Below are 17,927 nucleotides of genomic sequence, written 5' to 3'. Positions count from 1 at the left end.
TCTAGACGCCGGTGGTCGGGCCGACGCCCTGGCTGTCGTCGGGGAAGGGCGCGAACCGGCTCCGCTCGCGCACCGCTTCGCGGTGACGCTGGAAATCAACCACGCGCCGCTGCAGGGCCTCGGCTTCCATGCGCAGGCGCATGAATGGGCTTTCCGGAGCCGGCGGCAGTTCGGAACACCTGTAGAGCTCCAGCTCGTCCAGCAAGGCGGCGAACCGCGCCTCCTCTGGGCTCCCCGGCTGGGGTGGGGCGTTCAGGAACCGTGCGACGCCGGCAAGCGTCGCTTTGAAGGCTTCGACGTCTTGGACCATGTCTCGTCTCCGGCGGCGCCGGAGGCGACGCCGCGCTCATAGTCAAGCATCGAGACGCGGTTTCGGTTCCGCCGCGGGCGGCGTTCGGCGGATTGGCGCTGGACCGGATCGGCGTGTCCGGCCATGTTCCGCTCCATTCCGCAATCTAGAAATTTTCGTTTGGGGGAAACCGATGCTTCGAACAAGCCTTGCCGCCGCGGGCGCCCTGGCCCTGCTGGCCTTCACGCCGGCCCATACGCAAACGCCGTCCGATCCGCCCAACGACTATTCCAAGGCCGAGGCCTGGCTGTGCTGGCCCGGCCGCGAGGACGCCTGCGCCGGCGACAACACCGCTTCCATCGTCAAGGCGGATGGCGGGGTCACGAAGGAAACCTGGCAGGCTGACCCGAACGCGCCGATCGATTGCTTCTACGTCTATCCCACCGTGTCCCTGGACCCTGGCGTGATCTCGGACATGGAGGCGGGCCCCGAAGAGAAGCGCGTGGTCGAACAGCAGCTTTCTCGCTTCGGGTCCAAGTGCCGTGTCTACGCGCCGCTCTACCGGCAGTTCACCCTGACCGCCCTGCGCGCGGCCATGACGCCCGGCGCCGCCCCGCCGGCGGCGCGGCCCAACACCGGCTATCAGGACGTAGTCGACGCCTGGAACCACTACCTGGCGCACGAGAACAAGGGCCGGGGCGTGGTCCTGATCGGCCACTCCCAGGGCTCGGGCGTGCTGACCCAGCTGATCGCCGAGCACATCGACGGCAAGCCGGTTCAGAAGCAGCTGGTCTCGGCCCTGCTGCTCGGCACGAACCTGCCGGTCGAGAAGGGCAAGGACACCGGGACCTTCAAGTCGATCCCGCTCTGCAAGTCGCCCGACCAGACCGGCTGCGCCCTGGCCTATGCGAGCTTCCGCGACACCCTTCCGCCGCCGCCGCAGACCCGGTTCGGCCGGCCGCGCGATCCCAACTCGCCCATGGAGGCGGCCTGCACGAACCCCGCAAACCTGGCCGGAGGCAAGGGCGAGCTGCACGCCTATCTGGCCGCCAGCGCCATGATCGCCGGCTCTTCCACGCCGCCGCCGGTGTGGACTACGGCTGGAACGGTGGACACCCCGTTCGTCTCCGTGCCGGGCCTGCTGACGGCCCAGTGCGTCTCCCGGAACGGCTTCAACTACCTGGAAGTGAGCGTGAACGCCGATCCCGCCGATCCGCGCACCGACGACATCTCCGGCGACGTGGTGGCCAACGGCCAGGTTCTGGCCGACTGGGGCCTGCACCTGATCGACGTGAACCTGGCGATGGGGAACCTGGTCGATCTGGTCGAGCGCCAGGGCAAGGCCTGGCGGGCCGCCAACTAAGGCCTCAGGCGGCCAGCACCGGAAGCTCCTCCAGCGGACGGAGCTGGCCGCCCACGGGCAGGATCTGCATCCGGCAGACGCCCGGCCCAGTGACGAAGGGCACGTGCGCGGCGACGCAGGCCTCCAGGTCGACGCGGTTGCGCACATTGGTCACGCCCGGCCAGATCTGCTTCTGCTTGTAGAGCGGCATCCGGTCGGCGAAGCGGCGCAGGGCGGCGAGCCGCGCGCGCGGCTCGGCGTTGGGCAGCATGAAGGTGACGCTGGTCACCGCCCGCGGCGCCAGCTTCTCGATCTCGAACCCGGGATCGGCCGTACGCAGGTCGATCGTGCCGAAATACTTGCAAAGCGTCGTCCGAAGCTGGGCCAGCGCCGTGAAGGACGGCGCCCGCGGCGCATCGTACACCGTGGCGGCGAGCCGGGCCTTCCGCTCCGGCGGCAGGGCGGCGAAGCGCTGCTCGTAGTCCGCCCGCCGGGAGGCCCGGATGAGGTTCGAATAGCAAACCGGGATGAACAGCGTGCCCGTACCCGCGGAGCGTTGCATGTAGTGCAGCGCCGTCTCCAGGCAGTCGGCGTCGAAAGTTTCCGGGTCGGGCGGCATATGGCTCGGCCCCTCGACCACGCTGAAGTGGCTGCGCGAGGTTCCGGGGGTCGAGGAGATCACGTCGCCGACGAAGACGCCGCGCGGTGTGAAATAGACGCCCTGGACTCCCTCCAGCTGCGGCATGGAGAGCAATGCCGCCGGCTCGGCCGCCTGGCTTGCAGCCAGGTGCTGCTCCACCCAGTCGGGACCGTGGTCGCGTTCGGGCTCGGGCTCCGGCTCGTGCGGGTTCGACGCCACCGGCACCACTTGGTCCGGCGGGACGATCCGGCTGATCTTGCCGCCGGGCGGCAGCAGGGAGGGATCGTCCATGGCTCGGGCCACCGCGGCGGCGTCCATGGCGGCGAAGGCCGTCACCGCATCCGGCGGGCCTTCGAACAGGAGCAGCCCCACCTCGCCTTCCTCGGCCTCGCCGAACAGCTTGATCTGCAGCTCGTCGGAGAGCCGGGCGAGTTCCTGCACGTCGAGCTCGTCGGCCCGCGGATCGGTCAGCAGGAAGGAGTAGTGGGTCAGGGGCGCGAACTTGCGCGGCCAGAGCCAGCGGGTCTCCAGATAGGCCGACGAGAATTTGGCCACGAGCGGGCCCAGGACCGCCGGAGACAGGCCCGTGCGGTCGGCTTCGACGGCGACGCGTAGGCATGCGACGGCGGTCACGAGCCAACTCCTTCGTTCTTAACGCGATTTTCGCGCAGACACGGCTGCGAAGACGTAAACGCCGCTCAATTTTCGCGAGTGGCCCCGCAAGCGCCGGGAGGGCGGCTTTGCGAGCCTCGGTTCGGCGCGTTATGAGGTTGTCATGGCCAAGAACCCCGAAAGCCCCACGGAGCCTTTCAAGCGTGCGCTCGCCAACGCCGCGCGATCCCTGGCCGAGACCCCGGACCTCGAGATCGTCTATTCCGGCGAGGGGCCGCAGCTTTCCGGCAACCGGGCGATTTTGCCGCACCCGCCGCGCGACCTGACGCCGGCGGACGCCGCGCGCATCCGGGGCCTCGCCGACCAGATGGCCCTGCGCCTGGCCCACCACGACACCGCCGCCCATGCCCGGACCCGACCGTCCTCAGCGCTCGGCGCCCCCGTCTATGACGCCATCGAGCAGGCGCGGCTGGAGGCCATCGGCGCCAATGCGCTCGGCGGGGTGCGCGAGAACCTGAAGGCGGTGCACGAGCACGCCTGGTCGAAGAAGCCGTTCAACCAGATCGAGGCCCTGGCGAACCCGCCCATGGCCGATATCGTCTCGCTGATGGTGCGCGAACGCCTGACCGGCGAGCCGCCGCCGCCCATGGCCAAGCCGCTGGTCGACCTGTTCCGGCAGGAGATCGAATCCAAGGCCGGCGCCGACCTCGACCGCCTGGCGGACCAGATCGAGGACCAGAAGGCCTTCGCCAAGATCGCACGCACGATCCTGCGCGACCTGTCCATGGGCGAGGACCTGTCCGACGCGCCCGATCAGGCCGACCAGGACGACGAGGAAGGCGACGAGGGCGAGAGCGACGCCTCCGACGAAGGTGACGAAGGCGAAGGCGAAGGCCAGACCCCTCAGCAGGCCTCGATGGACGAGAGCGAGGCCACGCATAGCGAGAGCGAAGAGTCCGACAGCCAGCTGATGCAGGCCGAGGAGGACCCCAACGCCGAGGACACCGACGAGCCGCCGGATCTGGGCGAGGGCGAGCAGCCGGCGCGCCCGGACCCGAAGGGCGAAGCCAAGGCGGTGACCTACAAGGTCTTCTCCACCGCCCACGACGAGGTGGTGGCGGCCGAGGAGCTCTGCGATCCTGAGGAGCTGACGCGTCTGCGCGCCTATCTCGACCAGCAGCTCTCCAGCCTCTCCAGCGTGGTTTCGCGCCTGGCCAACAAGCTGCAGCGCAAGCTGATGGCCCAGCAGAACCGCGCCTGGACCTTCGACCTGGAGGAAGGGATCCTCGACACCGCACGCCTGACGCGGGTGATCACCGACCCCACCGCCTCGCTGGCCTTCAAGGAGGAGGAGGACACCGAGTTCCGCGACACGGTGGTCACCATCCTGATCGACAATTCCGGCTCCATGCGCGGCCGGCCGATCATGGTCGCCGCCGTCTGCGCCGACATCCTGGCGCGCACGCTGGAGCGGTGCGGGGTCAAGACCGAGATCCTGGGCTTCACCACCCGCGCCTGGAAGGGCGGATCCTCCCGCGAGGACTGGCTGAAGGCCGGCAAGCCCGCCCAGCCCGGGCGGCTGAACGACCTTCGGCACATCATCTACAAGGCCGCCGACGCACCCTGGCGGCGGGCGCGGCGCAACCTCGGCCTGATGATGCGAGAGGGTCTGCTCAAGGAGAACATCGACGGCGAGGCCCTGATGTGGGCGCACCAGCGCCTGATCGGCCGGCCCGAGGCGCGGCGCATCCTCATGGTGATCTCCGACGGGGCTCCGGTGGACGACTCCACGCTCTCGGTGAACTCCGGCCACTATCTGGAGCGCCATCTGCGCGAAGTGATCGCCGAGATCGAGGCCAAGAGCCCGGTGCAGCTGATCGCCATCGGCATCGGCCACGACGTGACCCGCTATTACCGCCGCGCGGTGACCATCGTCGACGTGGAGCAGCTGGCCGGCGCCATCGTCGACCAGCTGGCCGAGCTGTTCGACGAGGACGTCCGCAAGGTCACCCGCAAGACCGCAGGCCTCCTGCAGCCGCCGCCGAACACCGAAGGCCCCAAGGGCCCGCCCAGACGCTCGACCTTCAAGGAAGTGCGGAGAGCCGTCGCGTGACCTGGCGGCGGGGCGTCGCCTCAATCCTTGCCCTGGCCCTGGCGGCCTGTGCGCCGGCCGTTGCTACGCTCCCGCCCGGACCTGTGGCGGCCGGGCCGGCGATCGCGATCGCGGCGACGCCCGCATCGCTCAATCCGCAGGACCCTGCCCAGGATCGCATCGGCGAGTTCGTGTATGCCGGCGGAGCGGCTCTCAGCTCCGGCGACACCGCCCGCTTCCACGGCCTGTCGGAGCTGGATCTCCTTCCGAACGGCGAGATCGTAGCGATCACCGACGAAGGTGATCTGCTGCGCGCCCGCCTGGTCCACGACAGGCAGGGCCGGCTGACGGGCCTCTCGAATGCGCGGCTCTCGGCGCTCGCCGGCCCCGACGGCAAGCCCCTGCCGGACAAGGCGTCTTCCGACGCCGAAGGCCTGGCGGCCCTGCCCGGCGGCGACCTGCTGGTCAGCTTCGAGCGCGACCATCGCATCCTGCTCTATCCCGCCGACGGCTCGGCGCCGCGGCTCGTCCCCGCCCCCGCCGGCCCATTCCCGCCCAATGGCGGCATGGAGGCGTTGTTCGCCGATCCGACCGCAGGACCCGACGCCTATGTGACGGCCGGGGAGGATTCCGGAGAGACCTGGACTTGCCGGCTTTCGGCCGCCTGCACGCCGGGGCCGACGCTGGCCAAGCCCAAGGAGTTCGGGGTGGTGGCCGGCCGCAAGCTGCCAGACGGTCGGACCGCCTGGCTGCTGCGCGCCTGGGATCCGATCCGGGGCAGCCGGATCGCCCTGATCGTGAGGGATGGCGAACGTGAGACGGCTCGTTTGGAGCTGGCCCGGCCGCTGACCGTCGACAATTTCGAAGGCCTGGCGGTCGCCCCGCAGCCGGATGGCGCGCTTCGCTTCTATCTGCTCTCCGACGACAACTTCCAGGCCTCGCAGCGAACCCTGCTCCTGGCGTTTGATTGGACGCCGCGCGACTAAGCCGCCCGATCGGCCTCTCAGCGCGCCTCCGGAACCCAGGCGAACCCGTCGCCCTCAGGCTTCACCCGGCCAAGACCTGGGAACGGAAAGTGGACCGCATAGATCCGCAGGTTCTGGTCCACCGCCCGTTGCAGCAGGGCCCGACGGCTCGCCTCGGCGGTCCTGGGCTCGCCGTCGAACTGGATCGTCCAGTCCGGCTGCCGCACCGACACCACGTAATGATGCGCCGTGTCGCCGATATAGAGCAGGCGTTCGTCGCCGGAGGCGATCTCGTAGGCGCTGTGTCCGGGCGTGTGGCCGTTCACCGGTACGGCGGTCACGAGGCCTGGCAGGATGGCGGCCCCAGGCTGAAAGGGAGCGACCTTCGGCGAGATGGCGGCGACCAGGGCCGCGCGTTCGGGATTGGCCTTCACCGCTTGCCATTCCGGCGCCGAGATGTGGATGGCGGCGTTGGGGAAGACCAACGCTCCGGCCTCACCGACGAGCCCGCCCATATGGTCGAAGTGACCATGGGAGATGAAGATGTCGCTCACCTGGGCAGGCTCGATCCCGGCCGCGCGGAGCGACTCGGTAAGCTTGCCGGCGCCTTCGAGCCCGCCCTTGCCGACTCCGGTGTCGAACAGCAGCACCCGATCGGCGCTGCGCACCGCCAGGGGCTGGATCGAGAGCTCGAGCGAATCCTGCGGCAGCCCGGCCGCGCTCAGGACGGCGGCGACGTCGCTGGTCGGGCGGCCGACACCGAAGACCTCGCCGTCGTTGGGAACGCGCAGTTCGCCGTCCAGCACGGCGAAGGCGTCCAGGGTTCCGATCGTGAATCTGGCGACGCCGGGCGTTTCGGCGGCGGGCGTCGCCTCCGCCGCGGGCGGGGCGCTCGGCTGGGCGTCGCCCTTGGGTGAGCAGGCCGAGGCGGCGGCGAGCACGGCGAGGGCGGCGAAGGTCTTGCTCAGGGTCATGGCGCTCCAACCTCATTAAGGCGTCATACGGAGATAGTAGGAGCTGAGCCTTACGCCAGGGGGGCGGCGCCCCGGATGCGGTGGCGAAAGCGCAAACAAAAAGGCCGCCCGAAGGCGGCCTTTTCGCGACTGGAGGGCCAGAGAGATGTCAGGCTGCGGCGGCTTGTTGCGCCAGCTTGGCCTTGACCTGCTTCTTGATCTTCAGGGCGCGAGAGGAAAGCTTCTCGTCGCGGGCGCCGACCAGGAAGGCGTCGAGGCCGCCCTTGAAGTCGACGGTGCGCAGGGCCGCATTGCTGACGCGCAGGCGGAAGGTCTGGCCCAGGGTTTCGGACTGCAGGCTCGCAGGCGACAGGGCGGGCAGGAACCGGCGCTTGGTCTTGATGTTCGAGTGGCTCACATTGTTGCCGACCATCGGACCGACACCGGTGAGTTCGCAGCGACGCGACATGGCTTCAAACCTACGCGAGAAAATAGGATGCGACAGGCGGGGCCCGCGCGGGAGCGGGCGATATAGGCGAAGGCGCCGCTGCGCGTCAAGGCGAGTCGGGAAATCCCCACCAACAGTCCCCTTCGCGCTCATCGCGGCTCATCCAAGCTCGGCTATTCCCGTTTGTGGTTAATGCGAAGCGGGGTACAATAGATTGTAGGGAACAAAGACTGAATCGGCTGGTGTCAGCGATTCGGTCCTGATTCGTTTCGTCCGCGTTCTGCGGGTTCCCGCGCCGCCATTAACCTGAGCCAGAACACCCCCCAATGGCGGCTTGACGCCGCTACATAATGCAGAGAAAGTAACTGACCAGTCAGTTATTAGGGGGCGAGATGCTTCCCACCGGCGAGCCCAAGTTCAAGCGCCGAAAGGCCGACCGCCCCGAGGAGATCGTCGCCGCGGCCCTGGAAGTCTTCACCGACAAGGGCTTCGCCGCCGCGCGCCTGGATGATATCGCCGCCGGGGCCGGGGTCTCGAAAGGGGCGATCTATCTCTATTTCGCCACCAAGGAGGACATCTTCCGCGCCGTGGTGGAACAGAACGTGGCGCCGAACCTGGACCTGGTCCGCCAGGCTGTGGCGTCCCACCAGGGCTCCTTCCCGGCCCTTCTGCGGGGCCTGATCGGCGGTTTGTCCCACGTCGTCGACGAGAGTCCTGCCGGAGCCATCGTCAAGATCGTGATCGGGGAGGCGCGCAACTTTCCGGAACTGGCGCGCGTCTGGCACGACCGCCTGGTGGCGCCGGCCCTGGCGGCCATGAGCGGGGCCATCGCCGCGGCCCAGGCGCGCGGCGAGCTGCGGGCGGGCGATTCCCGCCAATACGCCGTCTCGCTGGTCGCGCCCCTGCTGATGGGCGTTCTGTGGCGCGAGACCTTCACGCCCATCGGCGCCGAACCCTTCGACATCCCCGCCCTGGCCGAACAGCACGTGGAGCTGTGGCTGCGAGGCGTGCTTGCGGAACCGGAGGCCGTCCGATGAAACCCAAACCGCTCGTCGCCGGCCTGCTGCTGACCGGTCTCGCCTTGGCCGCCGCCCTGGCGCTGGCGCCGCGCTTCTCCCGGCCCGAAGCGCTGACCGGCTATGTCGAGGGCGAGCCGCTCTACCTGGCCGCGCCGGTCGCGGGTTCGGTCGAGCAGGTCTTCGTCCGGCGCGGCGACCGGGTGGCGGCCGGCCAGCCGCTCTTCGTCGTCGATCCCGCCCAGTTGAGGGCCCAGCGCGACCAGGCCGAAGCCGAGGTGGCCGCCGCAGCGGCCCAGGCGCAGGACGCCCGCAAGGGTCAGCGGGCCGTGGAACTGGCCGTGTTCGACGCAAATATAGCCGCCGCCGAGGCCCGCGCCCGCGAGGCCGAAGCCGCCCTGGCCCGTGTCCGGCCCTTGGTGGAGAAGGCGATCTACGCCCCGGCTCGGCTGGACGACGCCTTGGCCGCGCATCGCGCCGCCCAGGCCCAGTTGGCCGCCGCGCGCCGCCAGCGCGAGGCTGCCGCCCTCGGCGCCCGTGAGGACCAGGTTCGGGCCGCCGACCAGCGCGTGCGCCAGGCCGGCGCGGGCCTGGCCGCCGCGGACGCTCGCCTCGCCGATATCGCTCCGACCGCCCCCGCCGCCGCGCGGGTGGAGGAGGTCTTCTTCCAGACGGGCGAATGGGCGCCGGCCAACCAGCCGATCCTGGCCCTACTGCCGGATGACCGGATCAAGGTGCGGTTCTTCGTCCCCGCCCGCGATCTGGCGGCCTACCGCGTCGGCGAGACTGTCCGCTTCGCCTGCGACGGCTGTCCGGCCGGCTTGACGGCGAAGATCGCCTTCGTGAGCCCCCGGCCGGAGTTCACCCCGCCGGTGATCTATTCTCGCGAAGCCCGCGACCGGCTGGTCTACATGGTCGAGGCCCTGCCCTCCGCCCGACTCAATCCCGGCCAGCCCGTGGACGTGACGCCGCTGAGGGCGCGGCCGTGACGCTCGCCATCGACGTGCGGGGGCTGAACAAGAGCTTCGGCGACAAGCATGTCGTCCAGGATGTCGACCTGCAGGTGGAGGAGGGCCGGATCTGCGGCTTCCTGGGGCCCAATGGTTCGGGCAAGACCACCACCCTGCGCATGCTCTGCGGCCTGCTGACCCCCGACTCCGGCCAAGGCACGGCGCTTGGCCTCGACATCATCGCGCAAGCCAACCTGATCAAGCGTCAGGCCGGCTACATGACCCAGAGGTTCTCGCTCTACGAAGACCTCACCATCGAGGAGAACCTGATGTTCTCCGCCCGCGTCCACGGCCTGGACGACCGTCGCAACCGCGTCGACCGCGCTCTTGAGCGGCTGGGGCTGGCGGAGCGAAGGGCGCAACTCGCAGGCTCCCTCTCCGGCGGCTGGAAGCAGCGGCTGGCCTTGGCCACCGCCACGCTGCACGAGCCGCGCCTCCTGCTGCTCGACGAGCCCACCGCGGGCGTCGACCCCAAGGCGCGGCGCACCTTCTGGGACGAGATCCATGCGCTCTCGGCCGAGGGCCTGACGGTGCTGGTCTCCACCCACTACATGGACGAAGCCGAGCGCTGCCACGAGATCGCCTATATCGCCTACGGCAAGCTGATGGCCCGCGGCGAGGCGCAAGGTGTGATCGCCGGCTCCAATCTCGTCACCTTCAACGGCGAAGGGCCGGGCATCGACCGGCTTTCCGGCGAGATCGGGCGCCTGCCCGGCGTGGAGATGGCCGCGCCCTTCGGCCAGGCCCTGCACGTCTCCGGGACCGACCGCCGAGCGCTGGAGGCGGCGCTCGCCCCCTACCGCCGTGAGCCGTTCCGCTGGGCCGAGGTGGAGCCCAACCTCGAGGACGTGTTCATCCACCTGATGGACCGGTCGGAGGACAACTTCCGATGAACGGCTTCTCCGCCACTCGGGTCTTCGCGGTGATGGTCAAGGAGTTCAAGCAGCTCAGCCGGGACCGCCTGACCTATGCGATGATCCTCGCCCTGCCGGTCGTGCAGCTCCTGCTGTTCGGCTACGCCATCAATTCCGAGCCCCGGCATCTGCCCACCGCCGTACTGGCGCAGGAGGATTCCGTCTTCGCCCGGGCGGTGACCGGGGCGCTCGCCAACAGCGCCTTCTTCGACCTGACCGCCCAGGCCCGGACGCCGGGCGAGCTCGACGAGATGATCCGCCGCGGCGAGGTGCAGTTCGCCGTCACCATTCCCGGCGACTTCACCCGGCGAGTGGCGCGCGGCGACAAGGCCCAGATCCTGGTGGAGGCCGACGCCACCGACCCGTCGGCCACCGGCGGCGCGGTGGCCGCCCTCTCCGCCCTGCCCCGCGAAGCCCTGGCCCACGACCTGAAGGGCGCGCTCGCCGCCCGCGGCCAGGCCGCCCCGCCGTTCGAGGTGGTGGTTCACCGCCGCTACAATCCCGAGGCCGTCACCGCCTACAACATCGTGCCCGGCCTCTTGGGGGTGATCCTCTCCATGACCCTGGTCATGATGACGGCCCTCTCCGTCACCCGCGAGGCCGAGCGGGGAACCATGGAAAGCCTGCTGGCGACTCCGGTCGAGCCGCTGGAGGTGATGGCCGGCAAACTTGCGCCCTATGTGGGCATCGGGGTGATCCAGGCGGTCCTGATCCTGCTGCTCGCCCGCATCCTCTTCGACGTGCCGATGGCCGGCGGATGGGCGGGCCTCTCGCTCGGCGTAGCGCTCTTCATCATCGGCTCCCTGGCGTTGGGATTCCTGATCTCCACCGCGGCCAGGACCCAGCTGCAGGCCATGCAGATGAGCGTCTTCTACATCCTGCCTTCCATCCTGCTGTCGGGCTTCATGTTCCCCTTCAGGGGGATGCCGGCCTGGGCCCAGGCCATCGGCGAAGCGATCCCCGTCACTCATTTCCTGCGGGTGGTCCGCGGGGCGTTGTTGAAAGGCCAGGGGATCGAGGACATGTGGCGCGAACTGGCGGCGCTGGTCGCCTTCGTCCTGATCGTCACGGCGCTCGCCATGGCCCGCTACCGCCGGACCTTGGATTGACCCCTCCGCTCCAGCTTGCCCCCGGGCGATTCCCGCCCCACCTTCAGCAACATGAGTGACCGTCCTTCGGGTGCGGCGCCGCCCCGGTTGGTGGCGGTCCTGGGTCCCACCAATACGGGCAAGACCCACCTGGCCGTCGAGCGCATGCTGGGCCACGCCAGCGGGATGATCGGCCTGCCTCTGCGGCTGCTGGCCCGCGAGATCTACGACCGCATCGTCAAGGCGCGCGGCGCCCGCTCGGTGGCCCTGATCACCGGCGAGGAGAAGATCGTCCCGCCGCGGGCGGTCTATTTCGTCTGCACGGTCGAGGCCATGCCGCTCTCGCGCGAGGTCGAGTTCCTGGCGGTGGACGAAATCCAGCTCTGCGCCGATCCGGAGCGGGGTCACGTGTTCACCCACCGGCTGCTCCACGCACGGGGCAAGTACGAGACCATGCTGCTGGGCGCCGGGACCATGGCGCCGCTGGTGCGCCGCCTGCTGCCGGACGCCGAGATCGTCTCGCGCGAGCGGTTCTCCAGCCTCACCTATTCCGGCCCGAAGAAGCTGACCCGCCTTCCGCGCCGCTCGGCGGTGGTGGCCTTCTCCGCCGACCAAGTCTACGCCATCGCCGAGCTGATCCGCCGCCAGCGCGGCGGGGCGGCGGTGGTCATGGGCTCCTTGAGCCCGCGCACCCGCAACGCCCAGGTCGAGCTCTACCAGTCCGGAGAGGTCGACTTCCTGGTGGCCACCGACGCCATCGGCATGGGCCTGAACATGGACGTCGACCATGTGGCCTTCGCAGGTCTTCGCAAGTTCGACGGCCGTCGTACGCGTTTCCTCTATCCCCAGGAGATCGGCCAGATCGCCGGCCGCGCGGGCCGCTTCCGTCGTGACGGGACCTTCGGCGTCACGGGCGATTGCGAAGATATGGACGCCGATTTGATCGAAGCCGTGGAGCAGCACCGCTTCGAGCCGGTCCTGGCCGCCGAGTGGCGCAATGCGCGGCTCGACTTCTCATCGCTGCCGAACCTCTTGCGTTCGCTGGCCGCACCACCCGGACGGGACGGGCTGAAGCTCTCCGCAGAGGCGCTGGACGAAACCACCCTGCGCCAGCTGGCCAACGAGCCGGAGGTCGCCCAGCGCTGCGCCCGCGACCGCTCCGCCCTGATCCGACTTTGGGACGTCTGCCAGACGCCCGACTTCCGCAAGGTCTCCAACGAGGAGCATGTGCGGCTGGTGCGCGAATTTTTCGGCCACCTCACCAGCCGCGACCGCAAGATCCCTCAGGACTGGATGGCGCGCCAGTTCCGCCACCTGGACCGCACCGATGGAGAGATCGACGCGCTGGCCGCACGCCTGGCCAATGTCCGGACGCTCGCCTATGTCGCCAACCGCCCTGACTGGATCGGCGCGGCGGCCGAGTGGCAGGGCCGCACGCGCCAGCTGGAAGACCGCCTCTCCGACACCTTGCATGAGAAGCTGATGGCCCGGTTCGTGGACCGGCGCACCAGCGCCCTGATGCGCGCTCTGAATGTCCGCAGCGAGGTGCTGGCGGGGGTGGCCGCCGATGGCGCGGTCACGGTCGAGGGGCAGTATGTGGGCCAGCTCTCCGGCGTCGCCTTCCGACCGGCGCAGGGCTCCAGCATGCTGGAGGAGAAGGCTCTGCGCGCCGCCGCCACGGCGGCGGTCGGCCCGGAAATCGCGCGCCGGCTGGGCCGTCTGGCGGCGGAACCGGACGAGGCCTTTTCGCTGACGCCCGACGGGGCGGTGCTGTGGCGCGGCGAGGCGGCTGGGGCGATCTCCGGCGGCGAGCCCTTTGCGCCGCGCGTGCGGCTCTACGGCGAGCTCGGCCCGCCGGCGGCGCGGGAGCGGGCGGCCCGGCGTCTGGAAGCCTTCGTCGCGGCCGAGGCCGGGCGCCGCCTTCCCGCCCTGCGGCGGCTGGAGACGGCGGTCGCCGAAGGCAAGGTCAAGGGGCTGGCCCGGGGCCTCGCCTATCGACTGGTGGAAGCCGGCGGCGTCCTGGATCGGGGGACTGTACGCGCGGAGACCAAGAGCCTGTCACAGGTCGAGCGGCGGGTGCTGAAGGGCCTCGGCGTGCAGATCGGCGCCTTCAGCCTCTATCTTCCAGGCCTCCTGAAACCCGAGGCCATGGCCTTCGCCCAGGCCTTCGTCGGCGGCGGATGGCGCCCTGGTCCGGGCGCTGTGAACCGACTGCCGGCCGAAGCTCCGCCGGCCCCTACCCTATCGGCCTTCGGCCTGCGCGCGGTTGGCGCCTGCGCCATCCCGGTCATGGCGCTGGAGCGTCTGGACGCGCTGCTGCGGGCGGGAGCCAAACAGGGCAAGGGCATGATGCTCTCCGACCAGGCGCGCGAGGAGCTGGGCTGGAGCGAGGCGGAGACCCGCGCCATCCTCAAGGCCCTGAATTTCGCGCCGTCGACCAAGCCCAAACTGGGCGAGCCCATGGTCTGGCGACGCCGGGGGGAACGCCCGCCGCCCGAAACCAGGGCCCCAAAAGACTCCCCGTTTGCGGCCCTGGCGGCGCTCAAGACGCCGCCGCCTCGACGCCGCCGGAAACGGAAGCGTGGCGCTAAGTGAGCGAGCTCTCCTCCGAGTCGGTGCGGGCCGACGTCTGGCTCTGGCGCGCCCGCTTCTTCAAGACCCGCTCCCTGGCGGCCAAGTTCCTCGACGAAGGTCGTGTTCGCATGACCCGCGCCGGGGCCGAGATCCGCATCGACAAGTGCGCGCGCCCCGTGAAGGTGGGCGACAAGCTGGTCTTCGCCGTCGGCGGACGGCTGATCGCGATCTCGGTGGAAGCCCTGGGCGCACGACGAGGCCCGCCCGCCGAGGCCCGGACGCTCTACACGACGCTGGATGAGCCTTAACGCGGCAAACGGTTGTCCCCGCCCCTTCGGTTCGCCTAGCGTGACTGCATGTCACGCTCGCGCTTTCTCGCCGCCGCCGCGCTCGCCGCCTTCGCCGCCACCGCCGTCCGGGCCGAGCCGAGAGAGGAGGCGCGAAGCCTGGCTGGCCTTTCGCACCCCGCCGAGATCCGGATCGACAGGTGGGGCATACCGCACATCTATGCCGGCGACGTGAGCGACGCCTTCTTCCTGCAGGGCTACAACGCCGCACGAGACCGGCTCTGGCAGATCGACCTGTGGCGCAAGCGCGGGCTCGGCCTGCTGGCGCGGGACTTCGGCCCGGACTACGTGGCGCAGGATCGGGCCGCGCGCCTCTTCCTCTATCGCGGCGACATGGCGGCCGAGTGGGCGGCCTATGGGCCCGGCGCCAAGGACCACGCCGAGGCCTTCGCCCGCGGCGTCAACGCCTATGTCGCGGAAGTCCGCGCCGGCGCGCGCGCCCTGCCGATGGAATTCCGCATCGCCGGAACCCAGCCGGACCTCTGGCAGGCCGACGACATTGTCCGGATCCGCAGTCATGGCCTGACCCGCAACGCGCCCAACGAGGTGGGCCGCGCACGCATCGCCTGCGCAGCAGGAATCGAGGCCGCCGCCCTCTACCGGCATATCGAACCGGATTGGACCCCGACCCTGCCTCCGGGGCTGGATCCCTGCGACGTGCCGGCGGATGTGCTGGCCGACTACCAGCTGGGCACGGCCAGCGTCACCTTTTCGGCTTCGACCGGCAAGCTCGCCATGGCGGAGATTCCGCCGGAGGCCATCGGCTCGAACAACTGGACGATCGCGGGCTCGCGCACGGCCACTGGCCGGCCCATCCTGGCCAACGATCCGCACCGGGCGCATGGCGCGCCCTCGCTGCGCTACATCGTCCACATGGAAGCGCCGGGCTTCTCGGTGATCGGGGCGGGCGAACCGGCCCTGCCCGGGGTCTCCATCGGCCACAATGGGACCATCGCCTTCGGCCTGACCATCTTCCCGGCCGACCAGGAGGACCTCTACGTATACGAACTCGAGCCGGGCGCGCCGGGCCGCTACCGCTACGGCGACGCCTGGGAGCCGATGCAGGTCCTCCGCGAGGAGATCGAGGTGAAGGGCGAGGCGCCGCGCACGGTGGAGCTCGCCTTCACCCGCCACGGGCCGGTGCTGAAGGTGGATGCGCAAAAGCGCCGCGCCTTCGCCCTGCGCAGCGTCTGGGCCGAGCCCGGGACCTCCGCCTATTTCGGCTCGATGGGCTACATGACCGCCAAGGACTGGGACGGCTTCAAGCAGGCTCTGGCCGACTGGGGGGCGCCGTCGGAGAACCAGGTCTATGCCGACACCTCCGGGCGCATCGGCTGGGTGGCCGCAGGCAAGGTCCCGGCTCGGCCGAATTGGGACGGCCTGACGCCCGTGCCGGGCGACGGGCGCTACGAGTGGAAAGGCTTCCTGTCGGCCGAAGAACTGCCCAGCCTCGTGGACCCGGCCTCCGGCTGGTTCGCCTCCGCCAACCAGCTGAACCTGCCGGAAGGCTATCCCTACGCCGAGCGGAAGGTCGGCTTCGAATGGTCGAACTCCGCGCGCATGGACCGCATCGCCGAGGTCCTGGCGGCGACCCCGAAGGCCACCCTGGCCGACTCCATGGCCTTGCAGACCGATCCGCACAACGTCACCGCCCGACGGCTGATCCCCATGCTGGCCTCGCTCAAGGGGAGCGATCCCCGGCTTCGGCGCGCCGTCGCCCTGCTGCAGGAGTGGGATCATCGCACCACGGTGGAAAGCGCTGCGGCCGCCCTCTACGAGACCTGGATCGCCAAGCACCTGGGCCGGGCCGTGGTCGCCCGCGCGGCGCCGGCCGCCGCCCGCCCGCTGATCGGCGGGGGCGAGCTAGCGGCGGTGATGGCGTTGCTGGAAAACTCCGACGGACGCTTCCCGCCCCGGACCCGCGACGCGGCGCTCCAGCAGAGCCTGCTGGCGGCCTATGACGAGCTGGCCCGCCGCCTCGGCCCCGATCCTTCCGACTGGGCCTGGGGGAAGCTCCATCAGGCGCAGTTCGAACACGTCCTTTCCCCCCTCGCCGACGCGCAGGCGAGGTCCGCGCTGACGGTGGGGCCGGCGCCGGTGGCGGGAACGTCGCTCTCGCCGCTGGCCGCCAGCTGGCGGGCGGACGACTTCCGCATCACCGCCGGGGCCTCTTTCCGGATGGTGCTGGACGTCGGCGCCTGGGACAACAGCGTCACCATCAACACGCCCGGCCAGTCCGGAGATCCGGAAAGCCCGCACTTCCGCGACCTCTTCCCCCTGTGGGCGCGCGGCGACTACGTGCCGATGCTCTATTCGCGCCAGGCAGTGGAGGCCGCGACCGAGAAGGTGATCCGGTTGACGCCCGCCCCCTGAACCGCGGCCTAAGAGCGCTTGCAGATATACTGGGGCGCGACGCCATTGACATTGACCGGCGCGCCCGTGAAAAACCCGCGCCTTCAGTGAGAGCGGCCGGAGCTTTCGTTTCCCATGACCTACATCGTGATGGATCCCTGCATCAAATGTAAGTTCATGGACTGCGTGGAGGTCTGCCCGGTCGACTGCTTCTACGAGGGCGAGAACTTCCTGGCGATCAATCCGGACGAATGCATCGACTGCGGCGTCTGCGAGCCGGAATGCCCGGTCGACGCCATCAAGCCCGACACGGAGGACGATCCCGACGGCAAGTGGCTGCGGATCAATTCGGAATATTCCAAGGTCTGGCCGAACATCACCGTCAAGGGCGAGCCGCCATCGGACGCCGAGGCCTTCGAGCGGGAAACGGGGAAGTTCGAGAAGTACTTCAGCGAAAAGCCCGGCCGCGGCTCCTGAGTCGACGGCCCCAAGCCTTTCATTCGGCTCAATTTTGTGCTATGTACGCGCTCTGACGAGGCGAAAGCGGCTCCGCGCGCCTTGTCGTTTCTGAAGAATGCCGTCCCCGGCGAAAACGACGCCTCCAAAAGGCGAAAGGTGTCTTAGAGGTCTAACCGCTTCCCGTCATGAAGAGGCGCCGCGCAGTTCTTGCGAAGGGTGGCTTTTGCTCTGTCGGTCAATGGTTAACGCCTCCGCCGCCCCGGGGATCGGGACAGTCGAAAGGACTTGAGCGGATGAGCAAGAGCGGTCTGGAATTCTCGGTCGGCGATCACGTCGTTTATCCGGCGCATGGCGTCGGGCGAATTCAGGGCGTCGAGACCCAGGAAGTCGCCGGCTATTCGCTCGAAGTCTATGTGATCACCTTCGACCACGAGAAGATGACCCTCCGCGTGCCCACCGCCAAGGCGCGTTCGGCCGGCCTGCGTTCGCTGGCCGAGGGCAATGTCGTCTCCAAGGCGCTCAGCACCCTGAAGGGCCGCGCCCGCGTGAAGCGCACCATGTGGTCGCGCCGCGCCCAGGAATACGAAGCCAAGATCAATTCCGGCGACCTGATCTCGATCGCGGAGGTGGTTCGCGACCTGCACCGCGCCGAGAACCAGCCGGAGCAGTCCTATTCGGAGCGCCAGCTCTACGAATCGGCCCTGGACCGCATGGCCCGGGAAGTCGCCGCCATCGAGCGCATCGACCGCGAGGCTGCGATCGGCATCCTGAACAAGTCGCTGGTGAAGGCCGCCTAAGGCTCTCCGCCAGGTTCGAGCTGCGAGAC

The 17,927-nt window shown here is 69.5% G+C and carries 16 protein-coding genes; 12 read left to right on the top strand and 4 right to left on the bottom strand.

Annotated elements, in window-relative coordinates; translation table 11 throughout:
- Position 1: 1 nt before the first annotated feature.
- Positions 2 to 310 carry a hypothetical protein gene (locus ACK41C_RS08950; RefSeq protein WP_409652945.1) on the bottom strand — a complete coding sequence of 103 codons (309 nt, stop codon included), beginning with the start codon at positions 308 to 310 and terminating at the stop codon, positions 2 to 4.
- Positions 311 to 482: 172 nt separating this feature from the next.
- On the opposite strand from ACK41C_RS08950, the gene ACK41C_RS08945 reads away from it, so the two are divergent.
- On the top strand, positions 483 to 1,652 hold the full coding sequence (locus tag ACK41C_RS08945) for a DUF3089 domain-containing protein (protein ID WP_409652944.1): 1,170 nt from the start codon (positions 483 to 485) through the stop codon (positions 1,650 to 1,652).
- A gap of 4 nt (positions 1,653 to 1,656) precedes the next feature.
- On the opposite strand, the gene ACK41C_RS08940 is transcribed toward ACK41C_RS08945, so the two are convergent.
- Positions 1,657 to 2,904, bottom strand: coding sequence for a hypothetical protein (locus ACK41C_RS08940; protein WP_409652943.1), 1,248 nt, complete (start codon positions 2,902 to 2,904; stop codon positions 1,657 to 1,659).
- Positions 2,905 to 3,046: 142 nt separating this feature from the next.
- Between ACK41C_RS08940 and cobT the strand changes: the two genes are divergently transcribed.
- Both cobT and ACK41C_RS08930 read left to right on the top strand, forming a co-directional pair.
- Complete coding sequence (cobT, locus tag ACK41C_RS08935; RefSeq protein WP_409652941.1) at positions 3,047 to 4,996, top strand: cobaltochelatase subunit CobT; 1,950 nt, start codon at positions 3,047 to 3,049, stop codon at positions 4,994 to 4,996.
- The gene (locus ACK41C_RS08930; protein ID WP_409652939.1) at positions 4,993 to 5,961 is read left to right on the top strand and encodes an esterase-like activity of phytase family protein; all 969 of its coding nucleotides are present in this window, start codon (positions 4,993 to 4,995) and stop codon (positions 5,959 to 5,961) included. The genes cobT and ACK41C_RS08930 overlap by 4 nt, the downstream gene beginning before the upstream one ends.
- 17 nt (positions 5,962 to 5,978) lie before the next feature.
- Here ACK41C_RS08930 and ACK41C_RS08925 read toward each other — a convergent pair whose 3' ends face one another.
- Together ACK41C_RS08925 and rpmB are read right to left on the bottom strand one after the other, a co-directional pair.
- On the bottom strand, positions 5,979 to 6,914 hold the full coding sequence (locus ACK41C_RS08925) for an MBL fold metallo-hydrolase (protein ID WP_409652937.1): 936 nt from the start codon (positions 6,912 to 6,914) through the stop codon (positions 5,979 to 5,981).
- 148 nt (positions 6,915 to 7,062) lie between these two features.
- Positions 7,063 to 7,362, bottom strand: coding sequence for a 50S ribosomal protein L28 (gene rpmB / locus ACK41C_RS08920; RefSeq protein ID WP_409652935.1), 300 nt, complete (start codon positions 7,360 to 7,362; stop codon positions 7,063 to 7,065).
- A 371-nt stretch (positions 7,363 to 7,733) separates the two neighbouring features.
- Here rpmB and ACK41C_RS08915 point away from each other — a divergent pair, with 371 nt between their 5' ends.
- The 9 genes from ACK41C_RS08915 to ACK41C_RS08875 all read left to right on the top strand — a co-directional run bounded on the left by ACK41C_RS08915 (position 7,734) and on the right by ACK41C_RS08875 (position 17,898).
- Positions 7,734 to 8,378: a TetR/AcrR family transcriptional regulator gene (locus ACK41C_RS08915; protein ID WP_409652934.1), complete on the top strand. Its 645-nt coding sequence runs from the start codon at positions 7,734 to 7,736 to the stop codon at positions 8,376 to 8,378.
- Positions 8,375 to 9,346 carry an HlyD family secretion protein gene (locus tag ACK41C_RS08910; protein WP_409652932.1) on the top strand — a complete coding sequence of 324 codons (972 nt, stop codon included), beginning with the start codon at positions 8,375 to 8,377 and terminating at the stop codon, positions 9,344 to 9,346. The genes ACK41C_RS08915 and ACK41C_RS08910 overlap by 4 nt, the downstream gene beginning before the upstream one ends.
- Entirely contained in the window at positions 9,343 to 10,260 is a 918-nt protein-coding gene (locus tag ACK41C_RS08905) for an ABC transporter ATP-binding protein (protein ID WP_409652930.1), read from the top strand. The genes ACK41C_RS08910 and ACK41C_RS08905 overlap by 4 nt, the downstream gene beginning before the upstream one ends.
- Positions 10,257 to 11,390 (top strand): ABC transporter permease, encoded by a 1,134-nt coding sequence (locus tag ACK41C_RS08900; protein ID WP_409652928.1) that lies wholly within the window; start codon positions 10,257 to 10,259, stop codon positions 11,388 to 11,390. The genes ACK41C_RS08905 and ACK41C_RS08900 overlap by 4 nt, the downstream gene beginning before the upstream one ends.
- 51 nt (positions 11,391 to 11,441) lie before the next feature.
- Entirely contained in the window at positions 11,442 to 13,964 is a 2,523-nt protein-coding gene (locus ACK41C_RS08895; protein WP_409652926.1) for a helicase-related protein, read from the top strand.
- Positions 13,961 to 14,251 carry an RNA-binding S4 domain-containing protein gene (locus tag ACK41C_RS08890; protein ID WP_409652925.1) on the top strand — a complete coding sequence of 97 codons (291 nt, stop codon included), beginning with the start codon at positions 13,961 to 13,963 and terminating at the stop codon, positions 14,249 to 14,251. The genes ACK41C_RS08895 and ACK41C_RS08890 overlap by 4 nt, the downstream gene beginning before the upstream one ends.
- A gap of 48 nt (positions 14,252 to 14,299) precedes the next feature.
- On the top strand, positions 14,300 to 16,663 hold the full coding sequence (locus ACK41C_RS08885; protein ID WP_409652924.1) for a penicillin acylase family protein: 2,364 nt from the start codon (positions 14,300 to 14,302) through the stop codon (positions 16,661 to 16,663).
- Positions 16,664 to 16,777: 114 nt separating this feature from the next.
- On the top strand, positions 16,778 to 17,119 hold the full coding sequence (fdxA, locus tag ACK41C_RS08880; RefSeq protein WP_409652923.1) for a ferredoxin FdxA: 342 nt from the start codon (positions 16,778 to 16,780) through the stop codon (positions 17,117 to 17,119).
- A gap of 275 nt (positions 17,120 to 17,394) precedes the next feature.
- Positions 17,395 to 17,898, top strand: coding sequence for a CarD family transcriptional regulator (locus tag ACK41C_RS08875; protein WP_409652921.1), 504 nt, complete (start codon positions 17,395 to 17,397; stop codon positions 17,896 to 17,898).
- Positions 17,899 to 17,927 lie beyond the last annotated feature (29 nt).

The organism is Phenylobacterium sp. (assembly GCF_046290725.1).
GTDB lineage: Bacteria > Pseudomonadota > Alphaproteobacteria > Caulobacterales > Caulobacteraceae > Phenylobacterium.
This window is presented reverse-complemented; position numbering and strand designations above follow the sequence as displayed.